11 protein-coding genes are annotated in these 19,656 nt (G+C 32.9%); 7 read left to right on the top strand and 4 right to left on the bottom strand.

What is annotated here, in order from left to right; translation table 11 throughout:
• Positions 1-83: 83 nt before the first annotated feature.
• A complete protein-coding gene (locus tag HPY57_04835; protein NPV11101.1) occupies positions 84-5,453 on the bottom strand; it encodes a T9SS type A sorting domain-containing protein in 5,370 nt (1,789 codons plus the stop codon).
• Between the two features lie 579 nt (positions 5,454-6,032).
• On the opposite strand from HPY57_04835, the gene rlmD reads away from it, so the two are divergent.
• The 6 genes from rlmD to HPY57_04805 all read left to right on the top strand — a co-directional run bounded on the left by rlmD (position 6,033) and on the right by HPY57_04805 (position 14,178).
• The gene (rlmD, locus tag HPY57_04830) at positions 6,033-7,445 is read left to right on the top strand and encodes a 23S rRNA (uracil(1939)-C(5))-methyltransferase RlmD (protein ID NPV11100.1); all 1,413 of its coding nucleotides are present in this window, start codon (positions 6,033-6,035) and stop codon (positions 7,443-7,445) included.
• A 63-nt stretch (positions 7,446-7,508) separates the two neighbouring features.
• On the top strand, positions 7,509-9,611 hold the full coding sequence (locus tag HPY57_04825) for a hypothetical protein (GenBank protein NPV11099.1): 2,103 nt from the start codon (positions 7,509-7,511) through the stop codon (positions 9,609-9,611).
• A complete protein-coding gene (locus HPY57_04820; protein NPV11098.1) occupies positions 9,604-10,440 on the top strand; it encodes a hypothetical protein in 837 nt (278 codons plus the stop codon). Before HPY57_04825 ends, HPY57_04820 begins: the two co-directional genes overlap by 8 nt.
• Entirely contained in the window at positions 10,391-12,286 is a 1,896-nt protein-coding gene (locus HPY57_04815; GenBank protein ID NPV11097.1) for a glycosyltransferase, read from the top strand. Before HPY57_04820 ends, HPY57_04815 begins: the two co-directional genes overlap by 50 nt.
• A complete protein-coding gene (locus HPY57_04810) occupies positions 12,287-13,801 on the top strand; it encodes a hypothetical protein (protein NPV11096.1) in 1,515 nt (504 codons plus the stop codon).
• Positions 13,798-14,178 (top strand): response regulator, encoded by a 381-nt coding sequence (locus HPY57_04805; protein NPV11095.1) that lies wholly within the window; start codon positions 13,798-13,800, stop codon positions 14,176-14,178. Before HPY57_04810 ends, HPY57_04805 begins: the two co-directional genes overlap by 4 nt.
• Position 14,179: 1 nt before the next feature.
• On the opposite strand, the gene rsmI is transcribed toward HPY57_04805, so the two are convergent.
• Positions 14,180-14,866, bottom strand: a complete 687-nt coding sequence (rsmI, locus tag HPY57_04800; GenBank protein NPV11094.1) for a 16S rRNA (cytidine(1402)-2'-O)-methyltransferase — start codon at positions 14,864-14,866, stop codon at positions 14,180-14,182.
• 3 nt (positions 14,867-14,869) lie between these two features.
• Positions 14,870-15,952: a branched-chain amino acid aminotransferase gene (locus HPY57_04795; GenBank protein ID NPV11093.1), complete on the bottom strand. Its 1,083-nt coding sequence runs from the start codon at positions 15,950-15,952 to the stop codon at positions 14,870-14,872.
• A gap of 105 nt (positions 15,953-16,057) precedes the next feature.
• On the opposite strand from HPY57_04795, the gene HPY57_04790 reads away from it, so the two are divergent.
• Positions 16,058-17,992 carry a PAS domain S-box protein gene (locus tag HPY57_04790; protein ID NPV11092.1) on the top strand — a complete coding sequence of 645 codons (1,935 nt, stop codon included), beginning with the start codon at positions 16,058-16,060 and terminating at the stop codon, positions 17,990-17,992.
• A gap of 185 nt (positions 17,993-18,177) precedes the next feature.
• Here HPY57_04790 and HPY57_04785 read toward each other — a convergent pair whose 3' ends face one another.
• On the bottom strand, positions 18,178-19,599 hold the full coding sequence (locus tag HPY57_04785) for an aldehyde dehydrogenase family protein (protein ID NPV11091.1): 1,422 nt from the start codon (positions 19,597-19,599) through the stop codon (positions 18,178-18,180).
• Positions 19,600-19,656 lie beyond the last annotated feature (57 nt).

The following is a 19,656-nucleotide window of genomic DNA, read 5'->3' as shown; positions in this document are numbered from 1 at the left end:
TAGTTTTTATAAAGTCTCTTTAAAAAAGAAAACCCGGACAAACTGCCCGGGCTTTCCGCAGGAAGGGAGCGTTAATTGCAGAGTTACTTCTGCAAAATCATCTTCTTCACAGCATTGTAAGATTCACTCTGTAACTTGTAGAAGTATATTCCTGAGCTTAGATTGCTTGCATCAAATCTTACTGAATAGACACCTGGTTCTTTCATTTCATCAACAAGTGTTGCAACCTCTTTACCTAAAACATTATACACTTTTATAGTTATGTGTTCTGGTTTTGCAACCGAGTATTCAATCAATGTACTTGGATTGAACGGGTTTGGATAGTTCTGAGAAAGTTTGAATTCTTTTGGTATCTCAACACCAGTATTTTCATCGCTGTGATTCTTTAAGAACGCAATGTTCTTAATCTCAATATCTACATTTGTCATTGATGGATTATCGGTCTTGAGTATCATCAGCGAAATCTTTCTGATTAATCTTGGATCAAGTTTACTATTTCCACTCATCTGTTTGAATTCATTGAATGGAATTGTAATTGTTTGCTCAGAACCATCAAGAGTAAGTTGCTTTATGTGGAAATCGAAATTCTTTATACCATCTTGCTCTAATCTAAGCTGAACTTTTCCATATCCGTGAATTGTAATTCTAACTGCATCGTAATCACTTAAATCATAAGGTGCAGTGTTGGCAGTGAGCGAACGGAATATTGTAATCCAATCGCCGAGCTGTCCACGAACTCTTGCACCACCGCTCAGAACCATTGATTCTTTTGGCAATGAGCTCAGGTTAGGATTGACGAATGTATTTGTTATAAATTCATCAACTCTGGATGAACTGCCATTTAAGTAAGTATAAGCACCACCGCTCACAAAGATTTCATCTTTAAATCCATTGGTGGATGAGATATAAACATTTGCGTCTGAGAGAATGCCTGTATTAATAATTAATGTGTTCAAGCCAGGATTGATCTGATATATTCTCACAAATTCATTTCTATCACCACCTTGAATTTCACGAGCTTTAAATCTAATTGTGATATTGTCAGAAACAACCTGTTCATTATTTATAATCAATTCGATGGTACCATTGTGGTTGTATTTACCTTTTTTCACATAAACCAATGATGGAGCAATTGGATTGCTATTTAGATATTCAACTTGTCCTTTTGCCTTAAATTGTTCAAGTATCAATTCAGTTAGATAGATAGCATTCTGGAAATTGTTACCCCAAACCTGGAAGTTGTAAACATTGTTTGCACTTGAAGGAACATCATATTCTTCAATTAACCATCTCGAGTCAACCAAATATCGGTTACCAACTTCATAGATGCTGAAATGAATTGTATAATCTTTTACTCCTTCTTCAACCTTATCAAGTACTGAAGCAAAGAAGTAGTGGTTATCGATCTTAACCTGAGAAATATAATCCAGCTCAGCGTTTATCAATCTGTCACAAATTGCTTTTGTATGTTCATAGATATATGGCGGATTTGTAGTTGTTGCGAATACGCTCGCAACTCTTACATCACCCTTAGCAAGTGAGAGGTTGTAGTCAACTGCATAAGCTGAAGTTGCATTTGAAATTCCAAGAATATCGAATGGAGTTGTTTCAACCGGTCTGGAACCCATTGGACCAACCTGTGGGAAAATTTCTTGTAATCCAAATGAACCTTTGAAAACAAATCTTGAATTCTTAAGAATCTTTGTTGTCATTCCATATTCTATCTTGGTTAATCTTTGTAGTAACAGGTCAGCAAGATTTGCATTAGATTCAACGCCAGCGTCAAATCCACCGCCGCAAGAATCTGGTGGAGGCGGGCAGGTCAAATATCCATAGTTGCAATCGCATGCAAAGTTGTAATTAATTGAACTGACTACATCGTTTAATGTCTGGATGGAGAATGGAGTTGTACCACCACCGAGTGCCTTATTTGCAAGTAATAGAACTTCATAGACTTTGTAATCTTTCAATGGACCTGATGCAACGACAAGATTACCAAGTTTAGTTGTAGAAGTAGAGCCAAGGAAGCCGGAATCATTCAATGCAATATTCAATGCTAATGATGCAACATTACCAGCAAATTGGCCAGCAGTTGTTGAAGTTGGATTTATGTAGCTCATATTAAGAGCTCCAGGTGAGCCAATTTGTGGTAAGAATGAAAGCAGAGCATTAGCGTTTGTAAATGTTATTGAATATGGTGAACCAGCATCGCCTATTTTCATTCCAGATGAAAATACTTGAGAGAATTTTGTAAGTAATAATGATCTTGCTGGTTCGAGGCACCACTGATCTTGAGTATAAGTCTTATATTTTGTTAGGTCACATGGTTCAGGCTGTGGTTTAACTTTATCACCAAAAAGTATATTGCTTACATTAGAACCAGCAACTGTTATGAAGAACGAATTTGGTGTTGTACTAACATATCCTGGAGGATCTATCTCTTGCACATGATAATCACCAGGAACAACACCTGTAAATTTGAACATACCTTGTGTATTAGTCAAAGTGGTTGCAATTAAATTAGCAGATGTACCCCACAATTTGATTAGAACATTAGGAATTCCAACTTCACCAAAATCTTTAATTCCATTTCCATTGACATCATTAAATACCATTCCGCTAACTTCATAGGTAGGCGGGCACAAATAAATACCAGCATCCCAGCGTATTGAATTGCTGTCACAATTCTGTGGATCAATTGGGAAGCAAGCAGTTTTTCCTGTTAATGGATCAACATCGGAATCCAATAAATCATTAGAACCAGCATCTTTAACGGTGAAAACATAACCCGTAGGAAGATTTTCAAATTTAATGTAATAATTTCCTGCAGGGACATTATCAAACTTATAATTTCCTTGAGCATTAGTAATTTTTACATCGATTGGGATTGATGTTGAGCAGGAGAATAACTTCACCGTGATGTTTGATACTCCTGGTTCGTTTGGATCCTGAATGCCATTCTTGTTCAAATCATCCCAAACTTTATCACCGATTGAGCAATAGAGTTGCGGAGCTTCAAAATAAATTCCAGCATCCCAACGAGTTGAATTACTATCACAATTGAAAACATCGATTGGGAAGCAAACGGTCATACCAGTTGATGGGTCGACATCTGAATCAATTAAATCATTTGAACCGACATCTTTTGATGTGAATTGCCAACCACTCGGTAAGTCATAAAATTTCAACTTGTATGTTCCTGACACAACATTTGTGAATAGATAATTTCCATTTGAATTTGTTGTTATGGTTTGAACGACATTTGAATTGGAACAATCAATTAGCTTAACTTTAATATTTGGTACTCCAGGTTCAAATGGATCCTGTATACCATTTTTGTTGAGATCATTCCATACTCTGTCGCCAATTGAACAAGTAGGTAGAGCATACATACCTGCATCAACGCTGGTTAAGTTTTGTCCACTCATTAAATTGATGCAATGAGATTTCCAGGTTAATGGATCAATATCTGAATCCTTAGTATCATCAGAGCCTTGATTTACTGGTGAGAAAGTAAATCCATTTGGTAATTGTACTAAGATTTGGTATGAACCTGGATTTAAGCTGTCAAACTTATAGAAGCCATTTGCATCTGTAGTAATTTCTTTGATCCAGTTGTTGTTGCAATCGTAAAGTTTAACTATAACATTCGCCATTCCTGGTTCATTAGGATCTTGAATGCCGTTTTTATTTAAATCATTCCAGACAAAATCACCGATTGAACCTTTTTGAATGGTATGAATTTTATCACCAAAGTTATTATTGTAACTTTTGTCACCTTGATTAACAGTTAAAGAAATTTCATTTGGGGTAGTGCTAATATAACCGGGCAAATCGTGTTCTTTAATCTTATAAGTATTAGGAATTAAGTATGGGAAGCAATATTCACCATTAACGCCAGTGACTGTAGAGGCGACAAAGTTTCCTGAAGGCATTTCATACAATTCTATCAAAACATCAGCAATTCCAAGTTCTGATGGTTGTTTTATTCCATCACCATTCTCATCGTTAAATACTAATCCACAGATATCTGCTGATAGAATATCCCCAAAATTATTGTTCTGAGAATTCTGACCTGAGGAAAGAGTTATGTTGATATAATTAGGAGTAGTGCTTCGATACATATCAGGGTCAATTTCTTCAACTGTATAAAAACCAGGAATTAGTCCTGAAAATTCATAAAATCCACTTGCATTTGTTGTAGTCGTATTAATGATCGCACCATTTTCGTCGTATAATTTAATTGTCACATTTGCTAGTGGTGATTCTCCTGCATCTTTTACTCCGTTTTTATTTGCGTCGACATAAACATAACCGGAAATCTTTGCAAGTTGTTGACCACATTTATAACCAAAATTTATGTTAATCTTATTTTCACCACTTGTAAGAGATACGTTTCTAGGATTAGGTGGAGTTGTAAGAACTAATAAGTAAGGATCAATAACCTGTATGCTATAGTTCCCGGCATTTAAATTAGAAAATTTATAAAAGCCTGATGCATCTGTTAATGTCGAATCAATTAAGATTGAATTTGAAAACAAATATACTTTGACATTGGGTAATCCGAATTCACCTAGGTCAAAAACTCCATTACCATTTACATCGAAAAATACAGTGCCTGAAAGTGATCCAAGTTGAGGTAAATCAGGACATCTTAAATAATTCTTGTTTACCTTTCCACCATCAAAGTTTTCGTTTATTGCAGTTACTGCTTCATTTAATTGAGTGATGGTGTAAGAAGTGGTTCCACCTCCTAAGGCAATATTTGCAAGATTTAAAACTTCATAGACTGTTTTACCAGCAAGAGGACCGGCATTAACAATTAATTCACCAAGTTTAACTGAACCAGTACCAATTTTACCAGCATCGCTAAAAGCGACATTTAGTTTGAGAGCTACTACCTGACCAGCAAAAACACCAGCTTTAGTGCTTTTGGGATCTATGTAGTTTTTGTCAAGTGCTTTAGGAGATCCACCTTGTGGTAAAAAGTTTTCAACTGCTTTAGCGCTTGTTAGTTTAAGAGTATAATTTCCCCCAACTTGTAGTCCAGAAGGAAATACTTCTGAAAAATATAAATCTCTAATATTCCCAGGATTTACCGATGAAGACGGGATAGTTGTTAATTGAGTTATCTCATAAGTAAATCCATCTGATGAAACTCTCATTCCAATGTAGATAGGCTGAGAACATGAGGTGTGAATTACAACCGATTTTCCGTTCGGAAAAGTAAAAGTTGTATTAGCTCCTAATTTATTTGTTCCATCTCCTTTAGAAATCTCTGCACCAGTTTCAATTTGTTTTACTGTAATAAAAGTTACACCATTGCAGAGTTTCCCTCCTTTATTTCCCCAGCCACCCTGAGTGTATGTAACGAAATTGCTCAAATCACAGGAATTACCTTGAGCTTTAACAGAATTGGGGAAAATGACGGAAAAGATGAATAGTGAGATCATTAGAAAAAACCTCACTATTGATATCCGATTTTGTAGATTTGTAATCATTGCTACCCCCGAGATTTTTAGTTATTAAATATTAAAACTCTTTTTCATTCATTTTAGAATGCCAAGTTATATGCCCCATTAAAAAGTTAATTTTTGAAGGATTTTATAAACTTTTATTATTCGCCCGTGTATTAAATTGAGATGTGTATGAATTTGAAATATCGAGGACTTGGCTTTGAAAGAATTTTTTTATTGCTTTTAAGTTTATTTTGTAAAGAAGGTAAAAATTAGTTAGTTAAGGTATTGTTCGATTTATTCTTTACTAAAGTTTATTACAATTTGAATAAATAAACTTAAAAATAAGATTAACCAAATTAGTTGATTAATTTGGAAATGCATTTAAAAAAGAAATCCCGGATTTGATCCGGGATTTAGGAGGTTCAGGAGAGTACATTCATTAAATTCTATTTCAGAAAAGTCAAAATCAATGCCAGGTAATAAATCTTAAAAATTTTAATAAAATTGCAACTGTTAAAAGTTATTTACGGAAAAAATTACATATCAATGTAAAAAATACAGGTTAGAATGGAGATGAACATAAAGAAAAATGAATTAATTGTAGTTCGTTCGGAAAAGATGATTAGTCAAGGTAAATGTTTGGGCAAGTTAGATGGTAAAATTGTACTAATTGAAAATTGTTTACCTGACGAGCTTGTAGAAGCAAGAGTTATTAAAGTAAAGAAAGATTATTTAGAAGTAAAGGCCGAAAAAATTTTGGAGCCCTCTCCATTTAGAATTGAGCCTAGATGTAAATATTTTGGATTATGTGGTGGATGTAAGTTACAGGATTTGGAATATCAAGAACAGTTAAGAATAAAAAAGAATTTTGTTGAAGAAGCATTGAAAAGAATTGGACGAATATCTGATTTTAGTATCAATGATGTAATTGGATGTGAAACACAATACTTTTACAGAAATAAAATAGAATTTTCATTTGCAAAACGCTGGTTATTTGAAAGTGAAATCTACAATGAAAGAGAAAAACAATTTGCTCTTGGATTTCATATCCCTAAGCAATATGAAAAAGTTATAAATATTGATGAATGTTATCTTCAATCTGATTATTCGAATAAAGTAAAAAACTTTGTCGGAGAATTTTTATTTAGAAAAAATAGTACAATTCATTCATTAAAAAATAAAGATGGTTTACTAAAAGCTCTCGTGATCAGAGAAGCTAAAAACACTGATGGGAAATTAGTCGCTTTGGTAACAACTCGCTTCGAAAGAGAATTAATTTATGAACTGGGAAATGAATTAAAAATAAATTTCCCTGAAACAAGTACTTTCGTAAATGTTTTAAGCAGTCCAGATTTAAGCTCAACTTTACCTTTTGATTTCAAAGTTATTTTCGGAGAAGGGTACATTACCGAAAGATTATTTAATTATGAATTTGAGATTTATCCTAATACATTTTTTCAAACTAACACAAATCAGGCAGAAAAATTATTCGGTGTTGTAAAAAAATATATTGAGTCGAATTTTGATGATAGTAAGAAAAATAATTCAATATTAATTGACTTATATAGCGGTGTCGGTGTAATCGGGATAATTTTTTCTAAGTATTTCAAAGAAGTTTTATCATTTGAAGATATAAAAGAATCAGTTGAAGCTGCAAAGAAAAATGCATCTAAGAATCAAGTTTCTAATATTCATTTCTTTCAAAAGAATTTAAATGAAGGCTTCACAATATCAAGCGAATATTTATCGAAAAATATTACTTTGATAGCTGACCCACCTCGAGCAGGAATGAGCGAAAAAACTATTGAAGCAATCTTAAAAATAAAACCAGAAAAAATAATTTATATAAGTTGTAATCCTGATACCCAAGCTCGTGATTTAGTTAAATTTAAAAATGATTATTCAATTGAATTGATCCAACCAGTTGATATGTTCCCTCAAACTTACCATATAGAAAATATTGTGATACTCAAAATTTTTTCATAATCCACTTGACTTTTAATAAATAACTCCTTATATATGCAGTAGTTAGATTAAGGAGTTAAAGTAATGAATAAAAAAATCTACTTTATTTTATTTAGCCTCGTCTTAGCTCTAATTTTTTTCTTTCCTTTACGAATGAATGCTCAAAATTATAAGGAGATTTCGTTGAAAGACATTGGGTATCAAAAGGATGTAGTTTTGTATGGAATTACACCAGCCCAAACTTTCTTTTTCCCAGTTCCAAGAGGAGGTATAGATTTTCAAAACAGCTATTTTGAATTGTATATGAGTGTTTCAACAATTTTAAGCGATTATTCCAATATTAAAATTTCAGTTAACGATGTTCCGGTTTATACAGCATTTGTAAGAAATGTATCAACGAATCCCGTAATTAAAATTCCATTAAATGATGTAAAACTTGAGGATTTATTGGTCAGCGAAAAACCTCTTCTTAAAATTGAGGTCGGTGGATATTTGAACATAACTGATGATAGATGTAGAGATCTTGCAACCCAGGGATTGTGGATGGTTATTCGACAAAGATCTAAACTTGTCTTGAATTATTCAGAACAATTAAAAAATACAATAGCAGATTTCTTCTTCGATAAATTTGAGAAAATTTTAATTCTTACACCCAAAAGAATAAATCCAAATCTTGCAGGAAGTACTATGTGGCTTAACACGAGATTACTTGATCTCGTTAAGTCTGAAAATATATTTTACAGTAGCTTTGAAGAAATTGACCCAATGAGGATAAAGAGTTTTAGTCATGTAATAGCAATTGGAAAAACTGATGAATTAATGAGTCTACCAGTGCCTTTCTCAGTTGAAAGAAATGAGATTAATAATCTTGCGAAGCAACAATTTACAACCGAAGATGGTGTTTTATTTGTTAAACTCTATGATGGAACAAAAATACTTTATGTAACAGGGGATAATGATAAATCTGTACAGAAATCAGCTGCAAGCATTGTCAATCCTAAACAATTTGTTAAGCTCTTATCAAATTTTTCTCTAATTAGATACATAGAACCTTTCAAGATAAAGTCATTTGTCGGCAATAAATACAAATTGACCTTAGATGAACTTGGGTTCGAAAGAATCCAGACTAAAGGAATTGGAAGTTTAAGAATTACAATGTTTATATCAGAACTCGAATTGGCAAAATACATCGGTTCAGTTGATTTCTATCTTTATTCAAAATACACACCCGTCAAAGAACAATTTCAAAATGGTTTCATTAATGTCTATTTAAATGATGTTTTAGTTGAAAGTAAACGATTAGATCAAACTGGGACTATTAATGGATTGCTTGTTTCACTTCCCAAATATTTATTCAAAAAAATGAATACTTTCGAGATTGAATTCAGTTATTTCCCAGATGAAGGTGAGTGTAGAGATGATTTAACTCAATTTGTTGGAGAAGTTTATTCTTACTCTTACTTTGATGTAACCGCAGAAAATGTTGGAAAGGCTTCAAATTTCAGTAATTTCCCAAATGCATTTTTAACAAATACTTATGTTGTTTTTCAATCAAATCCACTGCCAGAGCATATACAGGCTGCTTCCTCCATTGTTAATGCAATTCAAAAAATATCTAAACAAGAACAATATTTCCCTCCGATAATGTCTTTTGCAGAGATGTTTGCAACAATGGAAAATTCAAATAATAATTACATAGTGGTTTCGTCTGATGTTAGATACAATAAAGAGTCATTTGAGTATTTACCATTAGACTTAAGTCAAAATTTCAAAATAATAAGTAGTTCAACTAAACAGGTTATGTTTGAATATTCTGATAATATGCCAATTGCAGTTATGCAATTAACAAAAACACTAACAAGTAATAATGTTTTGCTTGTTTCAAGTTATGGACAAGAAGGAAAAGGCTATCTTGTTAAACTTGCTGATCAATTCAGCCAAAGAATTGGAACGATAGATGGAAATGTTGCGATTATGAGTGGCGCAGATTATCCACTTGTCTTTAAAACTGCTGAGGCTCTTGATAAGGTATTTTATACAACTGAATCTGTTCAGAAAGAACCTCTAAAAATTCGGTGGGATAAATTTAAATATGTCTGGATTATTCTTGCGTGGGTGATTATTATAGGATTATCAATTTTACTTTATACAAGAAGTAGAAGAGGAGTTAGAATAGCTCGTGGTTAAAAGAATCATTAACCTGATACTTGTTCTACTTATTGCTCTTTATGCAGAAGCATATAGTAGTGTCTGGCAGCAAAAGATGAATCGGTATTTTCTTTCAGGAACTCAGTCATTTTATTCTTCGGAAACAATTTTTAATAGAAATGGCGAAAGATTCTTTTTACCACTTGGGGGAGTTTTTACTAAGTATGAAACAAACATTTATTACGAATATGGTCTTGAAAATGATGTAATGTTTTTAGCGAATTTATTTTATTACGGATTAAGCTATCGTGATAGTATTGGGATGGTAACTAACGGTGGATTTGGAGATCAAGAGGTTGGAATTCAATTCAAGATACTTGATGATGTTCCAACAGCGGCATTGCAATTTCTTGTTGCATTTCCATTTTACACAAATCCGGGCGATCCGCCATTAGGTAATGGTCAGGTAGATCTTCAAGTTACAATGTTAGTCGGTTCACCTTTTGGTTATACAATGTCTCAAGGATTCTGGGAAATTTATATAGGAATAAGAAAAAGGTTCGAAGCGCCATCAGATCAATTGAGAGCTGGAGCCACTTTGGGATTAAATATTTCACCCCGAATGTCTTTTTTACTTCAAGGCAGTTTGATATTAGGATTAGGTAATCAAGATAAAGTAGATCAAAATCTAACATTCAGTCAAATCTTTTTAAGAAATCTTGACTTCTCACTATTTAAAGTTGAACCTGCAATAATTTATAAGTTTAACAAACATATATCAGGTTATGTCGGATACAGCGTGGACGCCTTTGGACGAGATGTTGGTGCCGGAAGAGCTTTCAAGCTCGGCATCTGGTTCCAATCATAAAAAGGCGTTACAAAAAATATTAATTAAAGAAAAGATTTTCTCGCAGGAGAAAATTGAAGAAATAGAGGCTTTTGCTGAGAGAGAAAAATTATACTTTCCTAAAGCTTTACTTTTCTATGGATATATTTCAAGAACGGATTATGAAGCTGTTATAAGAAAAGCAATTCCTGTTGGTAAAGTAGATTTATTAATTCAAGAGATAGATTATGAACTCTTAATGTCTTTTGATCAAACTTATTTACAGGATAGATTAATTTGTCCTTTCAGAAGGAATGGGGATTATCTTTACGTAGCGATGCTCAATCCACTTGATCAAGAAGCCATTGATTATATTTATGAACGGGTTCAAACACCGCTAAAAATTTTTTATGCAACTGATGTTGATATTCAATGGGTTTTACATAAAGCATTTGGCCAGGAATTAGCTGAAAGTGCAGTTTATAGTTTATTTATTGAAGATGAACGAAGTTCTGCTATAGAAACTTTCACACTTCCACAAGTTATTTCTATTGCAATACTCGGAACTCTGTTTATAATTGGTGTTGCAGTTGATACATCTTTGACGTTTACAATTTTAATGGCTGTTGTAAACCTTCTTTATCTATTTTCAATTGGATTTAAGTTTGTCTTAACTTTAGCGGGAGCAAGATTTGAGCTTTATGAAGCAGTGACGCAAGCTGAAATTAGAGAACTTCATGATGAAGATTTACCAGTTTACAGCATTTTACTTCCTGTCTATAAGGAACCAGAAGTAATAGAAACTTTAATATATGCATTAAGTCAACTTGATTATCCGAAAGATAAATTAGATATAAAAATTCTACTTGAAGAAGATGATTTTGCCACAATAAACAAAATCAGAAATTTGAATATTCCTTCGATATTTGAATGCATTGTTGTTCCAAATATGCAGCCCAAAACCAAACCCAAAGCTTGCAACTATGGGCTTGTATTCTGCAGAGGTGAAATTGTAACAATTTACGATGCTGAAGATATTCCTGAACCCGACCAACTTAAGAAGGCAATAGTTGGATTCAAAAAATTCCCGGAAGATGTAATCTGTATTCAAGCACAATTAAATTACTTCAATGCTAATGAGAATTTCTTGACCAAAATGTTCACGCTTGAATACTCTTATTGGTTTGATTATATGTTACCAGGTATGGATAGATTAAATGTTCCTATTCCATTAGGAGGGACAAGTAATCACTTTATTAAAGATAAACTTGTTGAGCTAAATGCATGGGATCCATTCAATGTGACCGAAGACGCTGATCTTGGAGTTAGAGCTTATGCAAAAGGTTATAAAGTTGGAACTATTAATTCTACTACATACGAAGAAGCTAATAAAAGAGTTAGAAGCTGGATACGTCAAAGATCACGATGGGTTAAAGGTTATATGCAAACATTCCTCGTGCATATGAGAAATCCGATTGAGTTGTACAGAAAAATTGGTTTCAGAGGTATGTTTGCTTTCTTCCTCTTTATTGGTGGAACTCCTGCAACATTTTTAATCAACTTGCCTTTATGGATTTTATTTATAACATGGCTAATTTTCCGACCACAATGGATTTCGGAAATTTTCCCTGCATGGGTTTTATATATTTCTTTGTTCAATTTATTAATAGGAAACGCGATGGTTGTTTATATGAATATGCTTGCAGTCTTTAGAAGAAGATTATACGGACTTGTGGTTTATGCCTTGTTAAATCCATTTTATTGGATTTTGCATTCACTTGGTGCCTATAAAGCGTTATGGCAATTAATTTTTAAACCGTTCTACTGGGAAAAAACTACTCATGGTGTAACTACAGTCAAAAAACCAGAAATATTGAGAAATGTATAAATGGCAATAAAACCACGAGATATAATTGTTTTTCTTCTCTTCTGGATTGGATTTTTCCTTATAGGTACGTTCCTTTATCTCAACTATAATTTCTATGCTCAAGAAGGTATCTTCTTGATGGAGAAAGCTCAACTTGCTATGAGGGGCAATCCACCAAGACTTGAAAATTTAGGATTAATTTATCCTCCACTTCCATACCTGTTTTATCTGCCTCTTGCAATATCATCATCACCTATTGCCTCTCTTGTGATTTCAACATTCTGGGGTGCATTGATTGTTGCTCTTTGTATCAGATATTTAAGATGGATTCCAGGGAATACGCTTGTAAAATTGTTGATTACAATTTTAATGTTTGTTAACCCAGTTTTCCTTTATTTAATTTTTGCCCAACCAAGTCAGACGCTTTATATTTTATTTTTTGTAATCTTTGTTTACTCTTTCTTCAGATTCCATGAGACAAGAATACCATATTACATTGTTCTTTCGGGTGTTGCGCTTGGTGCGATGTCAGGAATAAGATACGATACATTCTTTTTGACTTTAGCTTTAATTCCATTTGCTCCGTTTTTAATTAGTGAAACAATTGAATTTAATGTTGTTAGAATCTTTGCTCTAACTTTGATGCTTGTTCTTCCAACATTTATTGTTCTTGGTTCATGGGTTTACTTAAACTGGATTTTTGCAGGAGAACCATTTTATTTTTATTTCAGTCCTTACTCATACTTTAAACAAGTTTCTAAGGAGATGTTGTTAAGGCCTGAATTAGCTGAGGGCAAAGGTAATATTTTGTGGGCAATATGGATTGTAATTAAGATGTCTTTCTTGACTTATCCAGCTTACTATTTTACACTTCCAACAATTCGAACCATCACAATTTTTGTAGCTGCATTTGCTCCTATAATCCTGCAAATTATCGTAATCTTTCTTGGAATATCTGCTTTAACATATAGCTGGTTTGGAGTTTTAATTCCACTAAGCATAATAATAATGTATTATTTCATTAATTCACCGCTTTATCGTCCAGCTTATGCTTTTGTTGTAATAGTGGCAATGGCATTCTCTTTATATTTCAGTTATAAATCATTGGATAATTCGGTTGATGTAACAGAGAAAAATTTTGCAACAGTATTGAAAGGAGAACCAGTTGAAGATATTTTCAAAGAAGAATTAGAAGTTGCAAAGTTTTTAAAAGAGAATACAACGGAAAACGATATGATACTTATAGATGATGCTGTTGGTTATCCGATTGTTTGTTTCTATTCAAGTCCGAAACAATTTTATCTTCCTTATCAATACGATTATGTTAGAGTAATTCAGAAACCACAATTTGCAGCTAATTATATAGTTGTTCCACGACCGGATATAACCTATACTGGTTTTGATCAGTTAACAGCAATGTATCCAGATGCTTTTGAAAAGGGCTTTGAATTTACTACATTAGTATATCAAACTCCGAAATGGAGAGTTTATAAGTCATTAATGCAGCAACAACAAATACCAATAGAGGAACAATGAATAATTACAAAATACTAATTGTAGATGATAACCCCTTAGTGGTTAAAATGCATTTACACTACTTAAAGCGTGCCGGTCTGGACGCCGAAACAGCTTCTAATGGAAAAGAAGCAAAAGCTAAAATTGCTGAAAAAACTTATGACTTAGTTATTCTTGACTTGATGATGCCAGAAGTTAGTGGATTTGATGTTTTAAAAACAATTCGTGCAAATCCTAAAAATGATAGAACAAAAGTAATCGTTGCCTCTGCATTAAATGATAAAGAAGTGGTCGAATTGTGTTTTCAACTTGGTGCAAATTATTTCGTAACCTCTCCAGTTTCATACCAATCTTTAATGGAAAAAGTGAAAGATGCACTTGGATTGAAGGGAGTTTAAATTACTCCCTTTTCTTTTTATTGTTAATTACCAGCACAAATTCACACTTAGTATACTCATTTAAGATTTTCTGATAAACTTGATCTGCTTCACCTCTAATTATTCTTTCATTTGAAGTAGTAATATCACAGGCGAGAGAGATAATTGTATCTTTACCAAAAATTTCGATTATATCCGATAACAAATGCTTAAGTCTGTAAGGGGTTTCCATGATTGCAATAGTTTCGTTAATGTTTTTTAACTTTCGCAATTCATTTTTTCTTTCGTCGGACTTGGGTGATAACCAGCCAGCAAAATAAAATTTACTGATATCAAAACCTGAAACTATTAAAGATGGAATTAAAGAATCGGGACCCGGTACAATTGAAATAGGAATATTGTTTTCTCGTGCAAGCTCAATTAAATATTTACCTGGGTCTGAAAAAACAGGAGTTCCTGCATCGGAAATCAAACAACAATTCTTACCTTGCTTTAATTCTTCAATGATTAAAGGAGCGTTCTCTTTTTCGGTGTGTTCATTTAGTAAGATAAGTTCTTTGAAAAGGCCTAAATTTTTTAAAAGGAGTTTTGCGGGTTTTGGTTCTTCACAAATAATAAGATCACAATCAGCAAGAATTCTTCTTGCTCTGAAAGTTAAATCATCAATATTACCAATATGTGTTGAAACGATGAAAAGAGTACCAGCCAAAACTTAATCTTTAATTATGGTAATCCAGTCGAACGGATCTTCCGCCATTCCGTAATACCATGAGGTGATTAAATCATAAAAATATTGACTCCATTCACCCACTTTAAAATCATTAATTATAAATTCTTCACCTTTGTAACTCAGTAATCCAACAGGGGAAATGACAGCGGCGGTTCCTGAACCAAAAACTTCTTTTAATCTTCCATCTCGGTGAGCTTGAAGTACTTCATCAATAGAAATTTTTCTCTCACAAACACGCATATTTTCTTTCTTAGCAATTTTGATTATGCTGTCGCGTGTAATTCCAGGTAAAATTGTACCTTCAAGTGGTGGAGTAATTAAATCATCATCAATGCGGAAGAATATATTCATCGTTCCAACTTCTTCAACATATTTTTTCTGGCATGCATCGAGCCAGAGAACTTGAGTAAAACCTTTTTTCTTTGCGAGTTCGGCACCAAATAAACTGGCTGCATAATTGGCGGCAGTTTTGCAAGAACCTAATCCACCCGGTGCTGTTCTTGAATATGTCTCTTCCACAAGAATTTTTACGGGATTAAAACCTTCAGCGTAATATGAACCAACTGGACTTAAGATGATGAACATTTTATAAGTATTAGAACTTCTAACACCAAGTGCATTATCCATTGAAATAATTAATGGACGAATATATAACGATGTACCTGATTCTTTTGGAACCCAATCTTTTTCTATTAGAATTAACTCTGTTAGATATTCAATCAATTCTTCTTCATTAAATTGTGGGATTACCATCGCACGAGCAGAGTTATTAAATCTTTTGATATAATCTTTGACCCTGAAAAATCTTATCTTTCCATCAATCCCATAATAACATTTTAGTCCATCAAAGACTGTTTGACCATAATGGAATGTTATATTTCCAGGCTCTATAGGTAATGCATCGTATGGTTGAATTGTCGGGTTATGCCAGCCGTGTTCTGGATCATAGTCCATTGTGAAAATATGATCCGTAAAAATTTTCCCAAAACCTAATTCATTTGATTTTGGAATCGGTTTAGGATTGGAGGTTTTAATAACGGTGAGGTTCTTAATTTTTGTTTCCATAATTCTACTCCAAAAATAAACAAAATTGAACTATCTGAAAAATCTAGGTTATACTCTGGATTCAAAATTTCTTATTTTAAACTGAAAATCAATTGGTAAATGACAATGAAAGAGAATAAAAAAAAGACAAAATCATCAACTAAATTAAATCTTAATCAAGATTATTCTTTCTTTAAATCATTTCTCGATTATTCTAAAGAGGCATTCATACTGGTCAACAATCGTGGATTAATTGAATTCTGGGGAGGGGCAGCGGGCAGTATCTTTGGCTTTAGCGAACGATCGATAAAGAATAAACATATAGGCGCATTAATATCTGATTATGAGAAAAATAAAAATGTATTAGTTAGAGCTATACTCTCAGAGAAATCGTTAATCGATTACGAAACATATTTATTGACAAAGAACGGAACAGAAATCTTTACAAATATTTCTCTATATCCAATCAAACTCAAGGGTAAAAAAAGTCTATATTTTTTGTTAGTTGTTCAAGACAATACTGAAGAAAAAAATTTTCAGGATAAATTCAATCAATTGCAAAATCTTCATACTGAAATTCTTGAGAATGTAAATATTGGTTTGTTGATCATCGATAAAGAAACTTATGATATATTATTCACCAACAAGAAAGGAATGGATTTACTTCAGATTTCCAGTAGTGAAAATCTTGGAAGAAAAATTTGGGATTTAATTGACTCTGAAAGCATCAGTACTCTTGAAAAAATTTTTAATGAAGGCTTAACTCTCGACAAATCTCCTTACTTAATAAAAATGCAACGTTATCATGATAAAAGGAAAATCTGGACAAATTTATATCCAGCCGAAATTACATACCATCGTAGACCTTGTTATCTAATTGCATTTATAGATGTTTCAAAAGAAAAAGATTACATCAAATCGCTCGAAGAAACTGTTAAACAAAAAGACTTACTCGCTGCAACTAAATCAAGATTTATGGCAAATATGTCTCACGAGCTTCGTTCGCCAATCAATATAATTTTGGGTTATGTTGATATTCTTATCAGTATGGATATTGATGGTGATTTGAAAGAATTCCTTACATACATTCAAAAAAGTGCTGAACATCTTTTGAAAGTCTTAAATGATATTTTAGATCTTTCTAAAGCAGAAGCCAGCAAGATTAAAATAATTGAGAAGCCTTATAATTTAATTGCATTGATGAAATCAGTCCTTTCAATGATTGAAGTGAAATTGATAGGAAAGAAAGTTGCCCTTGATTATAATTCCAATATCGAACCTGATGCTTACTTTTTAATTGATGCTCATAACTTGCAAAGAGTTTTATTAAATATTCTTGATAACGCTGTCAAATTTACAGAAGAAGGTTTGATCTCTGTTGATGTTCGCTATAATGATGGTATGCTGGTCTTTAAGATAAGCGATACTGGTATTGGGATGACTCAGGAAGAATTAAATCGATTGTTTATTCCTTTTGAACAGGCTCCAGAAATTTCTCAAAAATATGGCGGCTCAGGATTAGGTCTTGCAATCTCAAAAGAAATAATAAATCTATGGAAAGGTGATATTAAAATCGAAAGCAAGAAAAATGTGGGAACTACAGTAACCTTTACTTATCCTGCGTCACGAACCGAACAGATCGAAGAAGCTGAAGTTGTTCAAATTCCAAAAGATTTATCCATTATCAAAGGCAAAAAAATTCTTGTCGTTGATGATCAAGAGTACAATCATAAGCTCTTTAAATTAATGCTGACAGAATGTGAAGTTGAAACTGTTTTTTCTGGTAAGCTTGCTTTGAATAAATTAATCACAGAAGAATATGATGGAATTGTTCTTGATTTAAGATTACCTGACATTCCAGGAATGGAAGTAATTAAGGAAATTAAAAAACGAGAAAGACTTCAGAACCTTAAGATAGTTACAACATCAGCGGATATTTTAAGTGGATTAAAAGAACAAATGGAGGAGATGGGAATTATTTTTATTCCAAAACCAATTAGAAGAGCGGATTTGTTAAATGCATTGATAACAGTTTTTTCTCAGGATCAAAAAACTAAATAATTTTTTTTACAAGAGCAGATTCCAAGTTCTTTAAAGATTCATTGCCTTAAATGATTTAAGTAATAATTGAATATTCTAATCTTGTCTTATTTTTATCACTTCGGTAAGTATTTGAGGGCTTAATTCTTAAAAATCAACTGTTATTCATGCACCTCAATGAAAGGATAATTTAGCTTAATAAATTTTTAAAGTTTATTAAACACTATCAATTTCAATTCAGTCATATCTTCAATAGCGTATTTCAAGCCTTCTCTTCCAGTTCCGCTTTCTTTTACACCGCCGTAAGGCATATTATCAACTCTAAAGGTTGGATAATCATTAATCATTACACCGCCGACCTCAAGATTTTCCATTGCATAGAGTGCATTTTTAAGATTATTCGTAAAGACACCAGCCTGTAAACCATATTTTGAATTATTAACTTGTCGAATGCCTTCTTCAAATGAATCAACTGGTTCGATTGTAACGATTGGAGCAAACGCTTCAAGAGCATTTACTTTCATTTCTGGTCTGGTGTTTGTCAAAACTGTCGGTTTATAAAATTCTCCTTTTCGTTTTCCACCAATTAAAACTTTTGCACCATAAGCCTGAGCTTCGTTAACCCATTCTTCAATTCTTTTTGCATCATTTTCAGTAATCATCGGACCGACAATCACATTTTCATCAAGCGGGTCTCCACATTTTACTTTTGATGTTTCATCTACAAATTTTTGAATGAAGCTTTCAAAAATTTCCTTTAAGACAAAAATCCTTTGAACCGAAATACAAATTTGTCCCGCATGAGCAAACGAACCAGATACAAGTCTAGGTACTGCGAATTCGAGATCAGCATCTTTATCTACGACTACTCCAGCATTTCCACCCAATTCGAGCGTTACTTTTTGTTTACTTGCAAGTTGTTTTATTCTCCAGCCAACTTCGCAGCTTCCTGTAAAACTAATTTTTTTGATTCTTTCGTCATTAAGGAATTTTTCAATCATCGAACCCGAGCAATTAATGGAATTAATTAATCCCGGAATTTCAGAAACTTCGTTTATTATCAAAGCCAATTTAGTACCTGTTAACATTGCAGCTGTTGCAGGTTTAAATATAATCGTGTTCCCTGCTGCAATTGCTGGTGCAATTTTATGTGCAGCCAGATTTATTGGGAAATTGAAAGGTGTAATTGCTAGAACTGGCCCTAATGGAAATCTTTTTGTTATACCAATTCTGTTTTCAGATTGAGGGGTTATATCTAAGTTTAAAACTTCACCGCAAACTTTATCAACTTCTTCAGCAGCGATTTGAAAAGTATTTACAGCTCTATCAACTTCAATTCGAGATAATTTTATAGGTTTACCAGTCTCAATAGATATTGACTGAGCCAATTCTTCTTTCTGTCTGGATATTTCAGATGCAATTTTAGATAGGATCTCTTTACGTTTATATGCGGGTAATTTTTTTGTGATCTCAAAAGTTTTTGCTGCTGCATCTATTGCATTCTCAATATCGTTTTCGAAAGCAAGTGAACAGGTTGCAAATATTTGATGTGTAGATTTATTCTTGACATTATATTTCTTTGATGTCAGTACAATATTTCCATTGATTACAAATCCATAATGTTGCATCTGAACCTCCAAAATTTAATTGTCAATTTCTAATTAGAAAAAAGTTTTAAGGTTGTC

It is taken from the genome of Ignavibacteria bacterium (genome assembly GCA_013177855.1).
Lineage (GTDB): Bacteria > Bacteroidota > Ignavibacteria > Ch128b > Ch128b > Ch128b.
This window is presented reverse-complemented; position numbering and strand designations above follow the sequence as displayed.